16 protein-coding genes and 1 tRNA gene are annotated in these 18,461 nt (G+C 65.0%); 9 read left to right on the top strand and 8 right to left on the bottom strand.

The annotated features are described in order from the left end of the window. Positions 1-2: 2 nt before the first annotated feature. From QD280_RS09050 to hemA, 7 genes are all read right to left on the bottom strand, one after another. Complete coding sequence (locus QD280_RS09050) at positions 3-1,331, bottom strand: ABC transporter ATP-binding protein (RefSeq protein WP_279838991.1); 1,329 nt, start codon at positions 1,329-1,331, stop codon at positions 3-5. A gap of 75 nt (positions 1,332-1,406) precedes the next feature. Next, positions 1,407-2,744: an FAD-binding oxidoreductase gene (locus QD280_RS09045; protein WP_279838990.1), complete on the bottom strand. Its 1,338-nt coding sequence runs from the start codon at positions 2,742-2,744 to the stop codon at positions 1,407-1,409. 298 nt (positions 2,745-3,042) lie between these two features. Further along, the gene (moeB, locus tag QD280_RS09040; protein WP_279838988.1) at positions 3,043-3,795 is read right to left on the bottom strand and encodes a molybdopterin-synthase adenylyltransferase MoeB; all 753 of its coding nucleotides are present in this window, start codon (positions 3,793-3,795) and stop codon (positions 3,043-3,045) included. Between the two features lie 72 nt (positions 3,796-3,867). After that, positions 3,868-4,368 (bottom strand): Lrp/AsnC ligand binding domain-containing protein, encoded by a 501-nt coding sequence (locus QD280_RS09035; RefSeq protein WP_043335877.1) that lies wholly within the window; start codon positions 4,366-4,368, stop codon positions 3,868-3,870. A 287-nt stretch (positions 4,369-4,655) separates the two neighbouring features. After that, a complete protein-coding gene (gene prmC, locus QD280_RS09030) occupies positions 4,656-5,504 on the bottom strand; it encodes a peptide chain release factor N(5)-glutamine methyltransferase (RefSeq protein ID WP_279838987.1) in 849 nt (282 codons plus the stop codon). 1 nt (position 5,505) lies between these two features. After that, entirely contained in the window at positions 5,506-6,591 is a 1,086-nt protein-coding gene (prfA, locus tag QD280_RS09025; protein WP_043335881.1) for a peptide chain release factor 1, read from the bottom strand. After that, the gene (gene hemA, locus QD280_RS09020) at positions 6,588-7,859 is read right to left on the bottom strand and encodes a glutamyl-tRNA reductase (protein WP_192838326.1); all 1,272 of its coding nucleotides are present in this window, start codon (positions 7,857-7,859) and stop codon (positions 6,588-6,590) included. Before hemA ends, prfA begins: the two co-directional genes overlap by 4 nt. 502 nt (positions 7,860-8,361) lie before the next feature. Between hemA and QD280_RS09015 the strand changes: the two genes are divergently transcribed. The 8 genes from QD280_RS09015 (at position 8,362) to ychF (ending at position 15,847) form a co-directional block, all read left to right on the top strand. Continuing rightward, positions 8,362-10,224 (top strand): tetratricopeptide repeat protein, encoded by a 1,863-nt coding sequence (locus QD280_RS09015; RefSeq protein ID WP_192838325.1) that lies wholly within the window; start codon positions 8,362-8,364, stop codon positions 10,222-10,224. A 122-nt stretch (positions 10,225-10,346) separates the two neighbouring features. Then, positions 10,347-10,991 carry a lipoprotein insertase outer membrane protein LolB gene (gene lolB, locus QD280_RS09010; RefSeq protein ID WP_279831760.1) on the top strand — a complete coding sequence of 215 codons (645 nt, stop codon included), beginning with the start codon at positions 10,347-10,349 and terminating at the stop codon, positions 10,989-10,991. Positions 10,992-11,047: 56 nt separating this feature from the next. Further along, positions 11,048-11,920 (top strand): 4-(cytidine 5'-diphospho)-2-C-methyl-D-erythritol kinase, encoded by an 873-nt coding sequence (ispE, locus tag QD280_RS09005; RefSeq protein WP_131431347.1) that lies wholly within the window; start codon positions 11,048-11,050, stop codon positions 11,918-11,920. Positions 11,921-11,949: 29 nt separating this feature from the next. Further along, positions 11,950-12,024 (top strand) — tRNA-Gln (locus tag QD280_RS09000). 72 nt (positions 12,025-12,096) lie between these two features. Next, positions 12,097-13,038, top strand: coding sequence for a ribose-phosphate pyrophosphokinase (locus QD280_RS08995; protein ID WP_172978614.1), 942 nt, complete (start codon positions 12,097-12,099; stop codon positions 13,036-13,038). A gap of 179 nt (positions 13,039-13,217) precedes the next feature. Beyond that, positions 13,218-13,853 (top strand): 50S ribosomal protein L25/general stress protein Ctc, encoded by a 636-nt coding sequence (locus QD280_RS08990; RefSeq protein ID WP_192838323.1) that lies wholly within the window; start codon positions 13,218-13,220, stop codon positions 13,851-13,853. A 29-nt stretch (positions 13,854-13,882) separates the two neighbouring features. Further along, complete coding sequence (gene pth, locus QD280_RS08985) at positions 13,883-14,467, top strand: aminoacyl-tRNA hydrolase (protein WP_043335900.1); 585 nt, start codon at positions 13,883-13,885, stop codon at positions 14,465-14,467. Between the two features lie 288 nt (positions 14,468-14,755). After that, positions 14,756-15,847 carry a redox-regulated ATPase YchF gene (ychF, locus tag QD280_RS08980; protein ID WP_043335902.1) on the top strand — a complete coding sequence of 364 codons (1,092 nt, stop codon included), beginning with the start codon at positions 14,756-14,758 and terminating at the stop codon, positions 15,845-15,847. A gap of 137 nt (positions 15,848-15,984) precedes the next feature. Here ychF and QD280_RS08975 read toward each other — a convergent pair whose 3' ends face one another. Beyond that, positions 15,985-16,935 carry a LysR substrate-binding domain-containing protein gene (locus QD280_RS08975; protein WP_279838986.1) on the bottom strand — a complete coding sequence of 317 codons (951 nt, stop codon included), beginning with the start codon at positions 16,933-16,935 and terminating at the stop codon, positions 15,985-15,987. Positions 16,936-16,971: 36 nt separating this feature from the next. On the opposite strand from QD280_RS08975, the gene QD280_RS08970 reads away from it, so the two are divergent. Further along, positions 16,972-18,459, top strand: a complete 1,488-nt coding sequence (locus QD280_RS08970) for an FAD-dependent oxidoreductase (protein WP_347881961.1) — start codon at positions 16,972-16,974, stop codon at positions 18,457-18,459. Positions 18,460-18,461 lie beyond the last annotated feature (2 nt).

The raw sequence follows: 18,461 nt of genomic DNA, 5'->3' as shown, positions 1-18,461 counted from the left end.
CGTCATTCCCCCAGCGTGATCAGGTCTTGCGCGGCGACCACCACATCGACCTGGTCGCCGACTTCCGGCAACTGGCCACCCCGGTTGTTGACCACCACCTGCACGCTGACACCCGCTACCTCGACACGATATTCGGCGTGGCTGCCGCGGTAGAGTCGCTCCTGCACTCGGCCCGGCAAGTGGTTCTCCAGCACGTCGTGACGCTCGAACTCGCTGGCGGGTCGCCGGCGCAGGTCCAGCGTCTCGGGACGCAACAGCAGCAGACTGCCAGTGCCCGGCGCCTGTGCGGTCAGTACGCCCAGCGGCGTGGTCAGTCGGATGGCGTCACTGCGGCTGTCATCGCGAGCCGTGACGTCGAACAGATTGGCATGGCCCATGAAGCGCGCCACGAAGGCATTGGCCGGACGCTCGTAGATCTCACGCGGCGAGCCCACCTGCTGGAGGCTGCCGCTGTCGAGCACCGCAATGCGGTCCGACATCACCATCGCTTCCTGCTGATCATGGGTAACGAAGACGAAGGTCATGCCCAGGCGCTTCTGCAGGCGCAGCAGCTCGATCTGGATCTGGCTGCGCAGGCCGGCATCCAGCGCCGACAGCGGCTCATCCAGCAGCAGCACATCCGGCTCGCAGACCAGCGCCCGCGCCAGCGCGATGCGCTGACGCTGACCACCGGAGAGCTGGTCGACCCGGCGATCGATCAGGCTGCCCAGCTTGATGAACTCCGCCATCTCGGCAACCCTGGCCTCGCGCTCCCGGGGGGCGACACCGCGCATCTTCAGGCCGAATGCCAGGTTGTCGCGCACCGACAGATGCGGAAACAGCGCATAGGACTGGAAGACCGTGTTGACGCTGCGCTGATGCGGCGGCACCTCGGTGACATCCCGTCCGCCGATCACCACCTGACCTTCATCCAGCGCCTCGAGACCGGCCAGAATCCGCAACAGTGTCGTCTTGCCACAGCCCGAAGGCCCCAGCAGCGTGAAGAACTCGCCGGGCTGGATGCTCAGGTCAACGCCATCCAGCGCCGCCACCTCATTGCCGAAGCGCTTGTGCAGCCCCTTGAGCTGGATGGAGGATGCCGCGCGTCGCGGCAGCGCGGGCTGATCCGCCTTCGCGCCGTGGCTCTCGCCGACGCTCTCATTGACGGTATCGCCAAGGTTCTCACCGGCGTTATCGTCGAAGCTCTCACCGACATGCTCACTGACGCTATCGCTGGCGTGCGTGCCGCCAGGCGCCCGCGCGGCGGCAGGCTTTCTCGTCGTGTGCTGCTCGGGCGTACCAGCGTCCTTGCCATCCACCGCGCTCATCGCGCCTCCCTTGCGATTACTCACCAGTCGTTTCCAGCTCTTGGGCTGTCGGGATGTTCAACAATGTCAAATGTGCAGCACCTTCATCATGGCCTCGGCCTAGAGCCGATCACGCAACGTGTAGAAGCTGGTCGCCAGGACCAGCAGAGGAGTTCGCAGCCAGCGCCCGCCCACGAAGGGACGGTGCGGCATGGCGGCAAAGATATCGAAACGTTCTGCCTGACCGGCGATGGTCTCGGCGACCAGCTTGCCCGCCAATCCTGCAAGCGACATGCCATGTCCCGAGTAGCCCTGGGCGTAATAGACATTCGGCGCGAGACGCCCGAAGTCCGGCGCGCGGTTCATGGTGATGGCCACGTCACCGCCCCAGCGGTAATCGATCGCCACGCCATCGAGCACCGGAAACAGGCGGCGAATCTTGCTGTCCATGCGCGCCTTGAGGCCACGCGGCTCCTGACCGGTATAGCTCACCTCACCGCCATACAGCAGGCGCCTGTCGGCAGAAAGACTGTAGTAGTCGAGCACGAAGTTGGCATCGGAAAGCGCGTCATCCTGCGGCAGGACCTGCGCGACCTGAGCCTCGCTGAGCGGTTCGGTGGCGACGATGTAATTGGCGACGCGCATGATGCGCTCTTCCAGCGAGGCGACGAGGCCATTGAGGTAGGCATTGGTGGCCACGACCACGAATTCGGCGCTCACGCAGCCATGCTCGGTTTGGATACGAGCACGCCGTGAGGTGCCATCGGGTGTATCGCCGCTCCGGCCGTGGTCGAGCTGACGCACCCGGCTCTGTTCGCAGAGCGTGACGCCGGCCTGCTGGGCAGCTCGCGCAAGTCCGAGGGTATAGTTGAGCGGATGCAGATGCCCCCCCTCACCATCATGCAACGCGCCCGGATAGGCGTCGGTGACGACCCGCTCGCGCAGCGCATCGCCCTGCAGCCACTGCAGCGCGTGATAGTCGTAATCGCGTGCCATGCGCGCCTGGAACTCCTGCAGTTCGCGCACATGACGCGACTTGACCGCGGCATGCAGATAGCCCTGGGTGAAATCGCAGGGAATCTGATGCCGGGCGACCAGCTCGGCGGTCAGGCGCACGGACTCGCGGCTCATCTCCCAGATGGCGCGTGCCTGCTCGCGCCCCAGCGCCTTCTCGACCGTCGCGATATCGGTGCCGAGCCCCGGCAGGATCTGGCCGCCACTGCGCCCGGAGGCCCCGAAACCGATGGTCTGCGCTTCCAGCAGAATGACCGAATAGCCACGCTCGGCGAGATGCAGCGCAGCGGAGCAGCCCGTGACACCGCCGCCGATCACGCAAACATCGGCACGCTGCTCACCAGCTAGAGGCGGGCATGGGTCAAGCGTCACACGCTGGCTGTCCTGGTAGTAGGAATACGAGCCAGCACACTCGCTCTGCGTGCCTGATCTGAAGCCGCCCATGCACCTCCTCATCCGCTCTTGTTGAGTTTATTCACCATCGACTGGAATATTTTCGATATTTACCACACGTTTCGCTGGAATGCTGCATGTTGATTGCGCTGCATGGGAGAAATCTTCAACACCCCACGGCATTGGCGCACCCTGGTGGTGCGCACACCCAGCATGCGCAGCGCCGGCCGCTCCACCACAACATGCGACAAAAAAGCCCCGCCAGCCAGAAAGGCTGCGGGGCTTTTTAAAGATATGCTGTCCTGAAGACATGCGACTTGGAGATATGCCGTCGATTTGACCGGCTACATCATGACGCTTGACCACACACCTGGCAGCCGGGGTCGCGCTTGAGGCCCATGCGCCGCCATTCACCGCTCAGGCCATCGAAGGTGGCCAGGCCGCGATGCACGCTGCCGGCACCGCTGATCAGCTTGAGCGCTTCCAGCGCCTGGAAGGCGCCGATGATGCCGACCAGCGGCGCGATGACCCCGCTCTCGGCACAGGTCAGCTCTTCATCGCCCAGCTCATCCGGCGGGTACAGACAGCCATAACACGGCGCCTGTGGCTCACGGCGATCGAACACCGCCAGCTGGCCGGAGAAGCGTATCGCGGCGCCGGACACCAGCGGGGTGCCCGCTGCCACGCAGGCGGCGTTGATCGGGAAGCGCGAGCTGAAGCGATCGGTGCAATCGAGCACCACGTCTGCGGCGGCCACCTGCTCGGCAAGTGCCTCACCCTCGAGACGCTCAGCCAATGCGATCACCTCGGTATCGGGATTGATCGCCAACAGCGAGGCGGCGAGTGATTGCGCCTTGGGCTGATCGATGTCGGCGTCACCATGGGCGATCTGGCGCTGCAGATTGGACAGCTCGACGTGGTCATCATCGGCCACCACCAGGGTGCCGATGCCCGCGGCTGCCAGATAGAGCGCTGCCGGGCAGCCCAGACCACCCGCCCCGATCACCAGAACCCGCGCCGCCAACAGGCGCTGCTGCCCGGCGATGTCGACCTGAGGGAGCAGGATCTGGCGCGAGTAGCGCAGCAATTGCGAATCTTGCATGGGAGAAAAGCCGCCTATCGGTAAATGAAGTGAGAAGCCATGAGCCCTGCCTGGCAACAGCAGGGCTTGCCATTACTTGGCATCCAGCTCCTCGATATCGGGCACATGCAGCGAGAACTGCTCCTTGACCTCTTCCATCACCACATAACTCTTGGATTCCTTGACGCCGGGCAGCGTCAGCACCACATCGCCGAGCAGCTGACGATAGGCGGACATTTCCGGAATCCGGCACTTGAGGATGTAGTCGAACTGACCGGAGACCAGATGACATTCCTGGATCTGCGGCAGCTTGGAGACGGCGCGGCGGAACTCATCGAACACCGACGGCGACTGCGTCTCGAGACTGATCTCGACGAAGACCAACAGATTGGCCTTGAGCGCCTTGGGGTCGAGTACCGCCTTGTAACCGCGGATGACGCCGGCACGCTCGAGGCGCTTGACGCGCTCCAGGCACGGCGTGGTGGAAAGGCCGACTTCCGAGGCGAGGTCGACATAGGAGATACGGGCATTCTCTTGCAGGCAACGCAGAATCTTGAGGTCGATGCGGTCCAGAGAGCGTGATTTTGCTTTCATTGTAATAGTTTTCCCAGCAGGGTGACTTGCAGCAGGATCATCCGTGCTCCTGGCTTCCGTGCAGTCAGGCCGTCGGATAACAAGGGGGTTATCAGATGACCATGCCAATCATGCAGGTTCATTACTATCATACCCGGCCAACAGGGGATACGCCTTCACTGGCGGTACTGTGACGAGGATTCCACGCAGACTCCACTGAAAACGGTGGAATGCACTACAGGGGTGCCATGCGCGAGGATGTCAGCGGGGAGCACGCACGGGCACCACTAGACGGTGCCCGGAGAGCATCAGGCCAGCTTGCCCAGCGTGATGCGTTCGCGCCCGCCCAGGTCTTCCAGGGTCTCGACGTCGATGAAGCCGCCGGCACACAGTGCCTCGCGCACTTCATTGCCCTGGGTGAGACCATGCTCCAGCATCAGGTGGCCGCCTGCGGCCAGGTGCTGCGGCGCAGTGGCGATCAGATGCAGGAAGTCCGCCAGCCCTGCCTCGGCCGCGACCAGCGCCGAGCGAGGCTCGAAGCGCACATCGCCCAGCGCGAGATGCGGGTCATCATCGGCCAGATAAGGGGGGTTGGCGGTAATCAGCGCAAAGCCGCTCTCGGTGACGGCACTGAACCAGTCACTTTGGCGGAATTCCGCATTGGCGATCGCCAGACGCTCGGCATTGCCGCGGGCAAGCTGCACGGCTTCCTCGATGAGATCGACCCCCAACACCTGCCACTGCGGGCGATGACGCGCAAAGGCCAGCGCGATGGCGCCGGTGCCGGTGCCGAGATCCAGCAGCTTGCCGCTGGTGGCCTCGGCCAGTTCCAGCGCGCACTCCACCATCACCTCGGTGTCCGGGCGCGGAATCAGCGTGGCCGGCGAACAGGCCAGCGTCAGGCCATAGAACTCACGCCGCCCGAGCAGATGCGCCACGGGATGGCCCTCGGCGCGACGCGCCAGCAGCGCCTCGAAACGTGCCACGCCCTCGGCGCCGGCCTCGCTCTCGAGATCACGATCGCCCCAGGTGTAGAACCAGGTGCGCTCTCGTCCCATTACCTCGCCCAGCAGCAGCTCGGCATCCAGACGCGGAGAATCGCTGCCCGCCTCGCTCAGACGGGCAGTCGCGGCTGCCAGGGTGACATCGATTCTCACCTTATTGCTCCTGCAGTGCGGTCAGCTGATCGGCCTGGTATTCCACCACCAGCGGCTCGATCACTTCGTCCAGCTGGCCGGCGATCACTTCATTGAGCTTGTAGAGCGTCAGGTTGATGCGGTGATCGGTCAGACGCCCCTGCGGGAAGTTGTAGGTCCGGATGCGTTCGGAGCGATCACCCGAGCCGACCAGCTTGCGACGGGCATCGGAGGTGGCCTGAGCCTGGGTGTCCACCGCGGCCTGCTTGAGGCGCGCCGCCAGCAGTGACATGGCGCGCGCACGGTTCTTGTGCTGGCTGCGCTCGTCCTGACACTCCACCACCACGCCGGTGGGCAGGTGGGTGATGCGAATCGCGGAATCGGTAGTGTTGACGTGCTGACCACCGGCACCGGAGCTGCGATAGGTATCCACGCGCAGATCGGCCGGATTGATGTCGACGTCACCGACTTCATCGGCCTCGGGCATCACCGCCACGGTGCAGGCCGAGGTATGGATACGCCCCTGGGATTCGGTGGCGGGCACGCGCTGCACGCGGTGCGCGCCGGACTCGAACTTGAGGCGCGAGTAGACGCCCTCGCCCTTCACGCGGGCGATGACTTCCTTGAAGCCGCCGTGCTCGCCGTGGCTGGCGCTGACGGTCTCGACCTTCCAGCCCTTGAGCTCGGCGTAGCGCGAATACATCTTGAACAGGTCACCGGCGAACAGCGCAGCCTCGTCACCGCCCGTGCCGGCACGCACCTCGAGGAAGACGTTGGCACCATCATCCGGGTCACGCGGAATCAGCAGCTGGGTGATCTCGGCTTCCAGCGTCTCGAGCGCCGCATCGGTATCGCGGACTTCCTCACGCGCCATGTCGCGCATCTCGGGATCACTGTCCTCCGCCATCGCCAGCGCGGCGTCACGGTCTTCGTTCAGGCCGCGATGGCGGCGCCATGCCTCGATCAATGGCTCAAGCTCGGCATACTCCCGCGACAGGTCGCGGAACCTGGCCTGGTTCCCGATCACTTCGGGCTCCGACAACAGTGCGGAGATCTCCTCGAAGCGGTCATGGAAGGTGTCGAGCTTGGTGATGAGGCTGTCTTTCATGAAGGGTCCTGTGATGAATCAGCCGGCGCGAGCAGAAGCGTCTGGGCCGTCTGAAGAATATCCTGGCGATCGTCTCCCGAGGCCTGGCGCAGTGCCAGCGTCGGGTGATGCATGAAGCGATTGGCCAGCTGGCGTGCCAGCTGCGCGACCACTTCCTGGGGGTCGCGTCCCTGATCGAGCTCCGCCAGCGCCTGCGCCTCGCATTCGGCGCGCAGTTGCTCGCCATGGCTGCGGTAGCGCTTGATGACTTCGCCGCCACTGCGCACCCGCTTGAGGTGCAACCAGGCGTTGACGCCCTGGCGAATCAGCTCTTCTGCCTGGGCAGCGGCCAGCTCACGGTGGCGACGATTCTCGTCGATCACTTCCTGCAGATCATCGACCGTATAAAGGAAGACGTCGTCGAGGTCACCGACCTGCGGCTCGATATCGCGCGGCACGGCGATGTCGACCATGAACACCGGCTTGTAGCGGCGCTTCTTGAGCGCGCGTTCCACCATGCCCTTGCCGAGAATCGGCAGCTGGGAAGCGGTGGAGGCTATCACGATATCGGCATTCTCGAGGGCATGCGGAATGCCTTCCAGGCCGATGGCGCTCCCGCCCAGCTCATCGGCCAGACGCTCGGCGCGCGATACGGTGCGGTTGGCGATGCACAGGTTGGCGATGCCCGCTTCCTTGAGATGGCGCGCGACGAGCTCGATGGTCTCGCCAGCACCGATCAACAGGGCATTGGCCCGCGAGAAGTCATCGAAGATGTGGCTGGCCATGCTGACGGCGGCGTAGGCCACCGAGACGGGGTTCTCGCCGATACCGGTCTCGGTACGTACCTGCTTGGCGACCTGGAAGATATGCTGGAAGAGCTGCTCGAGCTCACCGCCCAGCCCCACCGAGTTGCGCGCGAACTGATAGGCGTCCTTGAGCTGGCCCAGAATCTGCGGCTCGCCCAGCACCATCGAGTCCAGCCCCACCGCGACACGGATCAGATGGCGTACCGCCTCTTCTCCCAGGTGCTGATAGCTGCAACGCGACAGCTCCTCCACCGGCAGGCGGTGAAAACGCCCCAGCCACTCGAGCACCGACTTGGCGCCATCGCTGGTCACGCAGTAGAGCTCGGTACGGTTGCAGGTCGACAGCACCGCCGCTTCGGAGACCGCCGGCAAGCGCTTCAATTCGCCCAGCGCGGCATCGAGCTGCGCAGGCGTGAAAGCAACGCGCTCGCGCACGTCAACGGCGGCGGTGCGGTGATTGATGCCAAGGGCAAGAAGGGTCATGGAGTCAGTCGTCAGGGTCTGGCCGGCAGGAATCGGCGTCAATGTCAGGCGGCTCTCGGTGCTGGCCTGCCGCGAGGCCAAGGCCAGGACAGCAGGTAATCCGCGCAGGCTCGGTGCCTTTACACCTGTCGACTCAATGGGGACAAAGGCGGCTGACATAAAGGCACACAGGGCTGCCGAAGCGGCTGAGATCGTAATATTAGCGCGCTCATTCTACCACAGCGTCTGGACCACGCGACCCCGCAGCACGTCGCAGCCGATGAGGATTTTCCATGATGCCGGCAGGCTATCGCTATCAGCCCGCGCGGCGTATCTGTCGGCATACGAGGCATCCGGTGGGTCATGCCACTTCCTCGCGTCGGCAACGCTATCCCCGCTCGCCGCCAGCCGTTATGCTGCGAGACACGACGCCTTCGTCAGCGCCACGCTGCGCGCATGACCCGGCCTGCGGCTCGACCGCCCCGTTCCCTCATCCTGCCCCCACTGACAAACGCGAGGTTGCATGCACGCTTCGACTGCCGCTGAACATAGCCCCCCGCACGCGCACACCACCCTTGATGCCCCCCGTCGCCCACGCGGCGGGTGGAAGTCCTGCGTCGTGGGCGGGTTGCTGCTGGGCATGACCGGCTGTCAGTCGATGAGCAACTCCGCGCCCCTGATGGCGCAGCCCGACCCGCTGGCCACGGCGCCGCCCATCCAGCAGGGCCTCGATGCCGACAGCCTCAATCAGCTGCTGAGCGCCGAACTCGCCGGACAGCGCGGGGACTACCCCCGCGCCGCCAATGGCTATCTGGCCGCCAGCCGTCACTTCGATGACCCGGAACTGGCGCGCCGCGCCGTGCTCGCGGCTCGTTTCGCCGACAACCCGGCCCTGCTGGAGCGCGCCGCCGAACGCTGGCAGCAACTCGACGAGTCCGCCAGCGAGCCCGGCATCATCCGCGCCCGCCTGGCGGTCGAGCGAGGCGACTGGCAGGCCGCACTCGAGCAGCGCCTGATGCTCACCGCCAGTGGCGGCAATGGCAATCTGGCGACCCTGGCCGAGCAGGCGATCGATGCCGGTGCCGAGCTTGAACCCCTGCTGGCGATGCTGGAGACGCATATCGCCCAGTATCCCGAGCAGCCGATGCCCGAGATTGCCGCGGCATTGTTCGAGGCAGCGCTGGGCGATGAGACAGCGGCGCGTGCACGCCTGGTGCGCCTGGAAAGTGCTCACGCCACACTGGCGGAGCTATGGCTGGCGCGCAGCGAGATCGAACGCAGTGCAGGGCGTCTCGAGGCGGCGCGGCGCGCGGTGGCCCGAGGCCTTGAGATCGCTCCCGATGACAGCCGCCTGATCCTGAGCGCCGCGCAGACCGAACTGGCCAGCGGCGATCTGGACGCGGCACGCGAACGCATCGACAGCCTCATCACCCGCCACCCCAACGCGCCACGCCTGCGCCTGGCGCTGGCCAGCCTCTATCTTGATGCCGATTCCCCCGAGGACGCCCATCGCCTGCTGCTGCCGCTGCTTGATGAAGACCCGGTGCCGGACGCCGCCTACGCCCTGCTGGGGCTGGCCGCCGAGTCCAGCGGCGACGTCGACAACGCCATCCTTTACTACCGTCAGGTGCCGGACGGCGAGCGCTACATTTCCAGCCGCGCCCGCGCCGCCCAGTTGCTGGTCGAACACGAGCGCACGGACGAGGCCCGTCAGTTCCTGGCCGTGGAACGCCTGCGCCATCCGCGTCATGCCATGACGCTGCTCAGCTTCGAGATCGACCTGCTCGACTCCCAGGAGGCGCATGCCGAAGCCGATGCCCTGCTCAGCAGCAGCATCACCACGCGCCGCAAGGCACTTGCGCAAGCCATCGCCGCCCAGGAGGCCGACACGCGCAACACGCTGGAAAGCGAGCTGGGCAGCCTGTTGTTCCTGCGCGGCATCCGCCGTCTGGAAGATGATCAGCTGGGCGGCATGGAAGAAGACCTGCGGGAAGTCATCGCGCTGGAACCCGACAACGCCAGCGCCTACAACGCGCTCGGCTACACCCTGCTGGTGGAGACGGACCGCCTCGAGGAAGCACTGGCCTTGATCGAGCGCGCCCATGCGCTGTCGCCCGACGACGCGGCCATTCTGGATAGCCTCGGTTGGGGCCGCTATCTGACCGACGACCTCGACAATGCGCTGGCACCACTGGAAGCCGCCTGGGCCCAGCAGCAGGATGCCGAGATCGGCGCCCATCTCATCGAGGTGCTATGGGCGCTGGGCCGCGAGGATGAAGCCCGTGGCCTGGCGGTAGAGCTGAGCGAGCGCTTCGAAGAAGCCAGCGAGCTCGAAGCCCTGTTCCAGCACATCCCCGAGCTGCGCCCGGTCGTCGACGCGCCCTGAAGGGCACTGCCACGCTACCCGGCACTTTCTGCCCACTGGCGAGTCCATTATCCTGACCCGTCAGTGAGTGGAGTCTCACTCACCGTCACTCATCTTCTCGCCATCCGGAAGGCCTTCGCGTCATGATCACTTCTCCCCTGTCACTCCCCCTGCTGGGCCAGGCACGCCGCCTGCTCGGGCCAGCCCTGCTGGCCATGACACTGGTACTCAGCGGCTGCGCCAGCCAGATGGCCAGCGACAATGCCGGTGATCTGACGCGCAGCGACGGTGACTGGCAGCAACAGGACGCGCAACTTGCCGCCCTGACCCACTGGCAGCTGGCAGGCAAGGTCGGCATTCGCACCCCCGAGGAAGGCCATAGCGCCAACCTCGACTGGCAGCAGGACGGCGATGACTACCACATGCTGATCACCGGCCCGCTGGGCGCGGGGCGCACGACTCTGGTGCGCGACGCCGATGGTGTGCGCCTCTCCTCCTCCGAGGGTGACTTCGAGGCCCCGGATGCCGAGAGCCTGATGCTGGCGCAACTGGGCTGGTCATTGCCGCTGGGTGCCCTCGACAACTGGGTGCGCGGCGTACCGGCCGCAGGCGAGCATGACATCGAGACAGATGAGCTGGGCTTCCCGACCATCCTCTACCAGGACGGCTGGGAAGTGGACTATCAGGATTGGACCCGCGCCGAAGGCCTGTGGCTGCCGCGCAAGATGAAGCTCTACTACGGCGACCTCACCGCCACGCTCATCGTCAACCAGTGGCAGGCGCTGTGATCGTGACACCTTCTCCTTCTTCCATGACGACCCCGACAGCCGCATCCGCATCGACCATGACTCTCACCCTGCCGGCACCGGCCAAGCTCAACCGCATGCTGCATATCACGGGCCAGCGTGCCGATGGCTATCACGAGCTGCAGACGCTGTTCCAGTTTCTCGAGCACGGCGACAGCCTCAGCTTCACGCTGCGCGACGATGAGGCCATCCGCCTCTCACCGCCTATTGAAGGCGTGCCCGAAGAGGCCAACCTGATCGTGCGCGCCGCGCGCCTGCTACGAGAAGCCGCACACGCGCAGGGCAAGGTCGCGTCACCCACCGCATTGCCCGGTGTCGATATCACGCTGGAGAAAGTGCTGCCGATGGGTGGCGGCCTGGGGGGCGGCAGCAGCGACGCCGCCACGACCCTGCTGGCGCTGGACAGACTCTGGGGGCTCGAGCTTGGCGAAGACGCCCTTGCCGAGCTCGGGCTGTCGCTTGGCGCGGATGTGCCGGTGTTCGTGCGCGGCTTCGCCGCCTGGGCCGAAGGCATCGGTGAACGCCTGGTGCCAGCCCCGCTGGACACCCCATGGTTCGTGGTGATCCACCCCGGTGTCGAGGTCGCGACACCGGCCGTGTTCGGCCACCCGCAATTGACACGTTCCAGCCTCGCGATTAGTATGGCGCGCGCACTGCAGGGGGGCCGCAACGACTGTGAAGTCGTGGTGCGCACTTTGTACCCGGCAGTCGCCGACGCCCTGGACTGGCTGGACCAGTTCGGCACCGCCAGACTGACGGGCACCGGCGCCTGTGTGTTCTGTGCGTTTGACGACGCACGACAGGCCAGCGAGGTGCTGGGTCGACTCGAACTCGAGCGCCCGATGTGGCACGCCTTCTCGGCACGCGGTTGCAATATCTCCCCTCTTCATGCCGCTCTGGCTTCGGCCTGAGCACAGCAACTGGTTGAAGTGAACGTTGCTGGGGTATCGCCAAGTGGTAAGGCACCGGTTTCTGGTACCGACATTCCCAGGTTCGAATCCTGGTACCCCAGCCAATCCTGGCCGTTCCCGGTCAACCCGGAATTCTCCACTCCCGAGATCCCACAAGACTCCAAAGGTGGCTGCGCGTGTCAAAACTGATGGTATTCGCGGGGAATGCCAATCCCGCTCTCGCCCGCAAGGTAGCTGAAGCCCTCGATACCCGCCTGGGCCATGCAACCGTCGGTCAGTTCAGCGATGGCGAGATTGCGGTAGAAATCAACGAAAACGTTCGCGGCAAGGACGTCTTCATCATGCAGTCCACCTGCGCACCGACCAACGACAACCTGATGGAGCTGATCCTGATGGTGGACGCGTTGCGTCGTGCGTCTGCGGCGCGTATCACTGCGGTCGTTCCCTACTTCGGTTACGCCCGTCAGGACCGCCGCGTGCGCTCTGCTCGCGTGCCGATCTCGGCGAAGGTGGTCGCGGACATGATGGTCAAGGCTGGCGTCAATCGCGTCATGACCATGGACCTGCATGCCGATCAGATCCAGGGCTTCTTCGATGTGCCGGTGGACAACGTCTACGGCTCACCGATCCTGCTCGACGACATCGAACGTCAGAACTATGACAACCTGATCGTCGTCTCCCCGGATGTGGGCGGCGTGGTACGTGCCCGTGCCATCGCCAAGCAGCTCAACTGCGAGCTGGCCATCATCGACAAGCGTCGTCCCCAGGCCAACCAGGCCCAGGTGATGAACATCATCGGTGATATCAAGGACCGCACCTGCGTGCTGGTCGATGACATGATCGATACCGCCGGCACCCTGTGCAAGGCGGGCGAGGCACTCAAGGATCATGGCGCCAACCGCGTCGTGGCCTATGCGTCCCACGCGATCCTGTCCGGCCCGGCGGTCGACAACATCACCAACTCCGTCCTTGACGAAGTGGTGGTTGCCGACACCATCCCGCTGTCCGACGCCGCGCGTCGTTCCGGCAAGATCCGCCAGCTGACAGTCGCTGGCCTGATCGCCGAGGCGATCCGTCGCGTCAGCAATGAAGAATCCGTCAGCGCCATGTTCCACTGAGTCCTGTCGGCGGGCCCTGCTCGCCGCTGCTCGGGGAAGAGGCACTGACAACGGCAGATGATCCGTCATCTGCCGACAAGCGGCCGGCCCGGAAATCTCCGGGCCGGCCTCATGGATCCGGTAGCGCTCTGGTCGCGGGGGCTACCGGATTCTCATTAGACCCTTGAGGTATCTGCAAAATGAAACTGTTCAAACTGAATGCTGAAGTTCGTGAAGACCTGGGGAAAGGTGCGAGCCGCCGCCTGCGTCGTACGAACGACTTCGTGCCGGCCATCATCTACGGTGCCGACCAGGCCCCGACTCCGGTCATGATCGACAAGCCGAGCCTGTACAAGGCGGTTGACGATGAGGCGTTCTACTCCTCCATCATCACCCTGAATGTTGCGGGCAAGACCGAGAAAGTCGTCATCCGTGACCTGCAGCGTCACCCGTTCAAGCCGCTGCTGACTCACGTCGACTTCCTGCGCATCGATCCGAACCACAAACTGACCATGAACGTGCCGCTGCACATCACTGGTCAGGAAGCCTGTGTCGGTGTCAAGGACCAGGACGGCGTCCTGCACGTCCTGGCGACTGACGTCGAAATCAGCTGCCTGCCGGAAGCCCTGCCGGAATACCTGGAGCTGGACGTGTCCAAGCTGGAAGTTGGCCACACCCTGCACCTGTCCGACATCGCTCTGCCGGAAGGCGCCGAGTCCGTTGCCCTGTCCCACGGTGCCGATCACGACACCGCTGTGGTCAACGTCACTCGTCCGAACATCTCTGCTGACGCAGAAGATGCTGCTGAAGGCGAAGAAGCACCTGCTGCAGAATAACGCAGCCTGATCAAGGAGCCAGACAGCGCATGTCACGAGTGAAAGCGATCATCGGCCTCGGTAACCCGGGGAACGAATACGAAGACACCCGTCACAATGCCGGCGTCTGGCTCCTTGACGCTCTTGCGCGCCACGGTCACACCACGTTGCGTCCGGAACGCAAGTTCCATGGCCAATACGCGAAGGTCCACTTCGCCGGCCAGGATCTGCATTTGCTGTTCCCATCGACGTTCATGAATCGCAGCGGTCAGGCCGTGGCCGCATTGTGCAACTTCTACAAGCTCGCCCCGGATGAACTGCTCGTCGCCCACGATGAGCTGGACATCGACCCCGGCACCGCCCGCTACAAGCAGGGTGGCGGCCATGGCGGTCACAACGGGCTGCGCGACATCATCAGTGCACTGGGCAACGACAAGTCGTTCCATCGTGCCCGCATCGGCATCGGCCACCCCGGCAATGCCAAGCTGGTGACCAACTTCGTGCTCGGACGCCCCGGCAAGGCTGAACGCCAGGCCATCGACGACGCCATCGACGAAGTGGTGATGACCCTCCCCGACGCCATCAGTGGCGAATGGGCACGGGCCATGAATCGCCTGCATTCCTTCAAGAGCTGAACCTCTGCATCACCCCTCTCCGAATTTCGGTGATTCGCTCAGCGCATCACCTCGCTTGCGTGCGCGCGTCTCGCCACGCGATCAGCAGCAAAAGGCATCATTTGTCGCGCGACATGCGCCCAATGGATGACCTCGGCGGCATGAGGCCTTACACTTCCCGCCTGTCTTCATTCCGTGCCTGCCCACTCGTTTCCCCGCATGCCCAGTGCCTGTGCACTCAGAGCCTGCTGGTCGAGACGACTGCCAGTGCCACGCCCCATTCGATACGTCACACCAGGATCTAGCGCCATGGGTTTCAATTGCGGCATCGTCGGCCTGCCGAACGTCGGCAAGTCCACTCTCTTCAATGCACTGACCAAGTCTGGCATTGACGCCGAGAACTTCCCCTTCTGCACCATCGAGCCGAACACCGGTATCGTGCCGATGCCTGACCCTCGCCTGAACGCGCTGGCCGAGATCGTCAAGCCGGAGAAGGTGATCCCGACCACCATGGAATTCGTCGATATCGCGGGTCTGGTCGCGGGCGCTTCCAAGGGCGAAGGTCTGGGCAACAAGTTCCTGGCCAACATCCGCGAGACCGACGCCATCGCGCACGTGGTGCGTTGCTTCGAGGATGACAACGTCATCCACGTCGCCAACCACGTCGACCCGGCCGCCGACATCGAGACCATCAACATCGAGCTGGCCCTGGCCGATCTCGACAGCGTCGAGCGCAGCATCCAGCGTCTGGCCCGTGTCGCCAAGGGCGGCGACAAGGAAGCCATCGCCACCAAGGCCGTGCTGGAACGTATCCAGCCGCACCTGGCCGAAGGCCAGCCGCTGCGCAGCTTCGGTCTCAGCGATGACGACCTGAAGATCGTGCGTGGCTTCGGCTTCCTGACCCTCAAGCCGACCATGTACATCGCCAACGTCAGCGAGGAAGGCTTCGAGAACAATCCCTACCTCGATATCGTGCGCGGCATTGCCGCCAACGAAGGCGCCAGCGTCGTACCGGTGTGCAACAAGATCGAAGCCGAGATCGCCGAGCTGGACGAGGAAGAGCGCGAGATGTTCCTCGACGAACTGGGCATGGAAGAGCCGGGCCTGGACCGCGTCATCCGCGCCGGTTACGAGCTGCTGGGTCTGCAGACCTACTTCACCGCTGGCGTGAAGGAAGTGCGTGCCTGGACCGTCAAGATCGGCGCTACCGCACCGGAAGGCGCTGGTGTCATCCACACCGACTTCCAGAAAGGCTTCATCCGTGCCGAAGTCGTCTCCTATGACGACTTCATCGCCTACAAGGGCGAGCAAGGCGCCAAGGATGCCGGCAAGTGGCGTCTGGAAGGCAAGGACTACATCCTCAAGGATGGCGACGTGGTGCACTACCGCTTCAATGTCTGATGGCTCACCGGTGCCCGGCGACGCCCGGGCCCAGCTGACGCCCTGACAGCCTGTCCTGACAGAACGCCCCTGATCTCTCACGAGGTCAGGGGCGTTCTGCGTTGTGGCGCGGCAAACTGTACAAACAGGGACACCGATCAAGCCATGGAGGGCTCAACCAGCGGCACCTGCAGCCACTGCGCGGCCTGTCTGGCGAGCTGGTCTGCCAGCGACTGCGCCAGCCTCGAACGCCCCGCCTCGCGTCGCCACACGGCACTCAGCACCAGCTCACCCGCCTGGGGCAGCTGACGCGCGCTCAAGCCGCGCTCCGTAGTGGCGGCATGCGCCGTGAGTGCATCGACCACCGCCAACCCCTCCCCCGCCTGAACCAGCGCCGCCGCCAGTGGATAGGTCTGCACACGCGTCACGATGCGCGGTGAGGATGGCAAAGCGCTTGAAGCTTCCTGCGCCACGCTCGCCAGCAGACCATCGAGTCGCCGCGCCAGCGGGTCGTGCGCTCCCAGCGCGATCAGGCGCTGACCGGCTAACTCCGCCACCGTCATCGGCGCCTGCTGACAGTCCTGCGCCCAATACCCTGCGGGCGCGAGCACCAATAGCGGCATGCGCACCAGCGGACGCGTCATCAGCGCAGGATGCGTCGGCGCACTCAGCGTGAAGGCGATATCCACCTCATGCAGCAACAGGGCATCGACGATCTCGCGGGTATGCTGGGTCGCCAGCTCACAGCTGACCCGTGGCTGACGCCTGCGCCACTGACCCAGCGCCTGCGGCAGCAATTGCTGGGCGATGGCAGGCGTCGCCACCACCTTGAGCGTGCGTGCCTCGCCCTCACGCAAGCCATCGACCAGCCGCCTCACATCGTCCAGCTGACCGAGCATTCCCTGACTGACCGCTTCCAGCTTGCGTGCCTCCTCGGTGGGATGAAGCTGCCCTGCACTGCGCGTGAACAGCGTGATGCCCCACTGGCGCTCGACCTGCTGCAGCGCCTTGCTCGCCGCCGGCTGGGAGATATGCAGCAACCGCGCCGCGCCGGTCACGCTGCCGGCCTGCAAGACGGCGTGAAAGATCTCCAGGTCCCTGAGCCGCATGCGCTATCTCCCTGTCCGGTTGTCTAGAGGGCTTACTTGAGGGCGTACTTGAGGGCGCAATTGAGCGCCTGCGCATCAGGTTACCCCATAACCTCGGGTTATGGCGCGGCACATCCTTTTCATTCGCCACTTACGCCAGCGACCGGCAAGCTCGAGCATGACTCGACCTTCACGACCCGGGAGCCCAGCATGCAACGCCACGTGACCGTCATCGGAGGCGGTGTGATCGGCCTCGCCAGTGCCCACGCCCTGGTACGCGCCGGCCACTGCGTGACCCTGATCGATGCCCATGCCGAGGTCGCCAGCGAGACCAGCCACGCCAATGGCGGCCAGCTGAGCTATCGCTATGTGGCGCCACTGGCCGATAGCGGCGTGCCCCGCCAGGCCATCAAGTGGTTGCTGGCAGGCAATGAGGCACCGCTGAAACTGCGCCCGAACCTGGACCCCGCACAATGGCGCTGGATGGCCCGCTTTGTGGCCGCCTGCAATCACCGCACCCATCAGGCCAGCGCAGCGCAGATGCTCTCGCTGGCACTGCACAGCCAGGCGATCATGAGCGAGTGGCGCACTCGAGATGCGCTCGGCGACTTCGCCTGGCAGCAGCGCGGCAAGCTGGTGATCCATCGTGACCCGGTGGCGCTCGACAAGGCGGCCGCCGCGCGCGTCGCCCCGCAGGACCAGCAGGTGCTCGATGCGCGCCAATGCATCGCGCTGGAGCCCTCACTGGCCCATCAGCAAGCCCATCTGTCGGGCGGCATCTTCAGCGCCTCGGACGAGACGGCGGATTGCCATGCCTTCTGTCAGGCGCTGGAGCGCAAGCTGCAGGCCTCCGGGCGCTACACGCGCATCGCCAACACGCGCGTCGCCCCGCTGAGCGCACGCAACGGGCGCATCGCGCAGCTCGAGCTCAGACACCTTGATGGCCGCCGAGAACACCATGCCGTCGAAGAGATCGTCATCGCGGCCGGCAATCATGCCGCCGAGCTGGTGCGCCCCCTGGGCATCCACCTGCCCCTGCAGCCGCTCAAGGGTTATAGCCTCACCCTGCCACTGGCAGCTGACACCCCGGAGACGGCCGCGCCGCGCATCAGCGTCACCGACTCGGCACGCAAGGTGGTCTACGCCGACCTGGAGTCGTCGGCATCGCGCCAGCTGCGCGTCGCGGCGATGGTGGATATCGGCCAGCGGGAGCGCGACAGCTTCCACCCCGAACTGGATGAGCAGCGCATTGCCGCGCTGCGCAAGCTGGCCAGCGCCACCTTCCCCGCAGCCGGCAATTTCGCGCAGGCCACTCCCTGGGCCGGACTGCGCCCCAGTACGCCCAAAGGGCCGCCGATCCTCGGCCGCCCCCGGCAAGCGAACAGCCCGGACAATCTGTGGCTGAACGTCGGCCATGGCAGTCTGGGCTTCACGCTGGCCTGCGCCAGTGGCGACCTCATCGCACGCGCCATCTCGCGAGAGGCTCTCCCCTGCTCTCTCTCCGACAGCCTACCTGATGCCCTCGCTGCGCGGCCGGGACGCTAGCC

Source organism: Cobetia sp. 1AS1 (genome assembly GCF_029846435.1).
Lineage (GTDB): Bacteria > Pseudomonadota > Gammaproteobacteria > Pseudomonadales > Halomonadaceae > Cobetia > Cobetia amphilecti.
Note: the sequence above shows the minus strand (reverse complement) of the source record. Positions and strands in the feature narration are given on the sequence as shown.